The sequence below is a fragment of the Exilibacterium tricleocarpae genome (assembly GCF_007004655.1).
GTDB lineage: Bacteria > Pseudomonadota > Gammaproteobacteria > Pseudomonadales > Cellvibrionaceae > Exilibacterium > Exilibacterium tricleocarpae.
In genome coordinates, this window is the sequence record NZ_ML660141.1 from 1 (window position 1) to 2,639 (window position 2,639).

Genomic DNA, 2,639 nt, shown 5'->3' on the forward strand with positions numbered 1-2,639 from the left:
GTTAGCGTTCATTCCCTGACATAATTGACACAGCGATCTCCCTGGTATCAGTTTACGTCCTTAACAACCGTCAACATCCCTGGTGGCATCTTCCATTGCCTTTGGTCTTTGGTGAGAACTATCACTGTTTTCCGATTAATTTTGATAACGATGCCAAACTCTGTACTGCCTTCTTTATTTGCGAAGCGAACCTGATTGCCCACACATAGCGTTTTCATAACATCCTGGTCTTGCTTTGCGCGTAGATAATCTATTCGCTCGCAAATGACTTCGTTGAGATCCAATAGCTGATCCAGGGTCATGTCTTCAATGCGCATAGTGACTCCTCTGAGGGGCGTCCAGTTGGCAAAGGGGTGTACTTCGGTCCAACACAGACTTCATAGGATTGCCGGCGTATCGTTCTCGCCATACTCGTGGCGTTAGCTCCGTGACTCGGCTTGACGGATGTATCGCAACCCTCTGCAGTACATCAGTCAGGTAAGCATGAGGATTAACGCCCTGCAGTTTGCAGGTGCTAATCAAGCTTTGGATAATACCCACGTGTTCAGCCCCTAGCTCTGTCCAGCAAAAAAGCCAGTTGCGCCGCCCGAGTGGAACGGGTCGGATCTCCCGCTCCAGGTGATTGGTGTCCATGGGCAAGTCAGGGTCTTCCAAGAAAACTCTCAACGCTTGCTCGCGATTTAGTGCGTATCTTAAGGCTTTGCTCAACGGGTGTGTGGGTGTCAACTCGACTCTATGGCACTGCGCTGTGCACCAGGCAAAGAACTCATCGACTACTGGCTTGCTGCTGTTCAGTCGACACTGTCGTTTGTCTTCACTCTGAAGGCTTTGTATGCGGATATGCTTTTCAACCTGATACAGGCGTGCAATCATTTCCAGGGCTTCGCTGACAGCCTCCGGATCACTCTCTTCAGCCTCTATGAGTTTACGTCGAGTATGCACCCAGCATTGCGCATGAGTGACGCCCTCACTCTGCTGGGCATATCGAGCATAGGCAGCATAGCCATCGGTGAGCAATGTACCCTCGAACGATTTTCCGATCACTTGCTCAATGTGTTTTCGCGCCCGGCTGTTACTGAAGGTAAAGACCACTTCATGATCGTCACCATAGATCGGCCAAAAATACGCCTGTTGCATTTTGCCTTTGTGTTTCTTTCCCGCTTTTATCGGCGTTTCGTCCATCGCCAAGATCTTACTGTGCAATACATGCTGCAATTGCGCCTCAACGACAGGGCGAAGCAGCTCAATCGAGCGCCTTATCCAGTTGGTCAGTGTCGATCTCGCCAGCGTTACTCCCGCTTGCGCCATACGCTGATGTTGACGGTGAAGTGGCAGATGGTAGCAGAACTTGTCGACAAGAAGCCCAACCAAAACACTCACGTCAGCGATACTGCCGTCGAATACCTGATCAGGCATTGCAGTGGTCACCAACGCAGACGAATTCCCACCAGTAGTCAAAGCATCTTTACGCTTGAATACAGGGATTTCGTATTGCAATACCACATAGCTCGCTGGGCGTTGAGCCAACTTGTGACTGACCTTGGTATCAATCACTTCGTACTGATCGGCGTCATCGCCGCTGAGCTCCGGCGGGGTAACTTTTACAATCTCAACGGGCACATCTTCGCTGAAACGTAAACCTGCATCAGTGGCACAATCACCCGGACGCCGCTTCTTGGCTTTCCCTCTCAGATAGCTGACCCGAACCTTATCCTCCGCCACAGGTTTGGTTTTCACCGTGCTGCCAAGCAGGCTACCTTGATGCGGGTTTTCGACGGAGCGCTTTTCTGACTTTTGTCCGAACACCTGGCGTTCGAACCAGGCGACTCTCTGCTTGAGTCGCCCATTTTCCTCGCGCAGCTGCGCTAGCTCCGACGCTATGCTCGGTGGCAGGTTCTGAGCATTCTTGGCAGCTGAAACCGTGTTTTCCATGGCGAGAATTATACCTGACAATCACTTACTTCGGGTGTGAATAACGCTTATATTGTCGTATTCTCTTAACCTCGATTCCGTCCAGCAATAATCGTAGCTGGGCCCAATCGATCTGGCGTTTTCCTTGAGCTGATGTGCGAAAGTTAAACTGCCCCTGCTCGAGGCGCTTACACCAAATGCAGTAACCGGAATCGTCGAAGTAAAGAATCTTCATATGCGTTTTTCGCTTGTTAATGAAGACGAATAGTTGGCCGCTTAGAGGGTTTTCCTGTAGCTGCTTGGACACCAGCGCGCTGAGGCCGTCATAGCTTTTTCTCATATCGACAGGACTTGTACACAGCCAGATACAAACATTGGGTTCAGGCAGAAACACAGCTCTGACTCAGACACAATTCAACGCCATTGCCCAGCTTGAGGATAATATCCCATCGCCGCTGTCCTGGTCGATCAAGCGACCCTAAATCAATAAACTGGGGCGTCGAACCGAGAGATTTAGGTTGATCAGTATCGGGGGTTGATAGTCTGCGCCGCCAGTTGCAAAAGTTCGCGTATCCGATGCCGTGGTTAGCGCAGAACTTCTTGGTGCTCAGGCCGGAGTCCTTAAACTGGTCGACTAAGGTTTGCCATTGCTCTGCCGTGCGATACTTCTTTGGTTCTGTCGTTGGGGTCATGTGTGCCTCCTTTGATGTAGAGGCCAGTGTATTGCG

General features: G+C 50.8%; 4 protein-coding genes. All 4 read right to left on the reverse strand.

The genetic code is table 11. The features are described from left to right. Positions 1-47 precede the first annotated feature (47 nt). Positions 48-317 carry a transposase gene (locus tag FKG94_RS28460; RefSeq protein WP_142930339.1) on the reverse strand — a complete coding sequence of 90 codons (270 nt, stop codon included), beginning with the start codon at positions 315-317 and terminating at the stop codon, positions 48-50. After that, positions 307-1,932, reverse strand: coding sequence for an IS66 family transposase (gene tnpC, locus FKG94_RS28465; protein ID WP_179957857.1), 1,626 nt, complete (start codon positions 1,930-1,932; stop codon positions 307-309). The genes FKG94_RS28460 and tnpC overlap by 11 nt, the downstream gene beginning before the upstream one ends. Positions 1,933-1,957: 25 nt before the next feature. After that, positions 1,958-2,305, reverse strand: a complete 348-nt coding sequence (tnpB, locus tag FKG94_RS29690) for an IS66 family insertion sequence element accessory protein TnpB (RefSeq protein WP_425460074.1) — start codon at positions 2,303-2,305, stop codon at positions 1,958-1,960. Continuing rightward, positions 2,292-2,639: IS66 family insertion sequence element accessory protein TnpA (gene tnpA / locus FKG94_RS28475; RefSeq protein WP_246125470.1), on the reverse strand; the 348-nt coding region annotated here is incomplete at its 5' end. The genes tnpA and tnpB, both read right to left, overlap by 14 nt.

Coding starts and splice junctions, on each gene's coding strand:
- FKG94_RS28460 (WP_142930339.1), bottom strand. CDS start 317: ATGCGCATTGAAGACATGACCCTGGATCAGCTATTGGATCTCAACGAA.
- tnpC (WP_179957857.1), bottom strand. CDS start 1,932: ATGGAAAACACGGTTTCAGCTGCCAAGAATGCTCAGAACCTGCCACCG.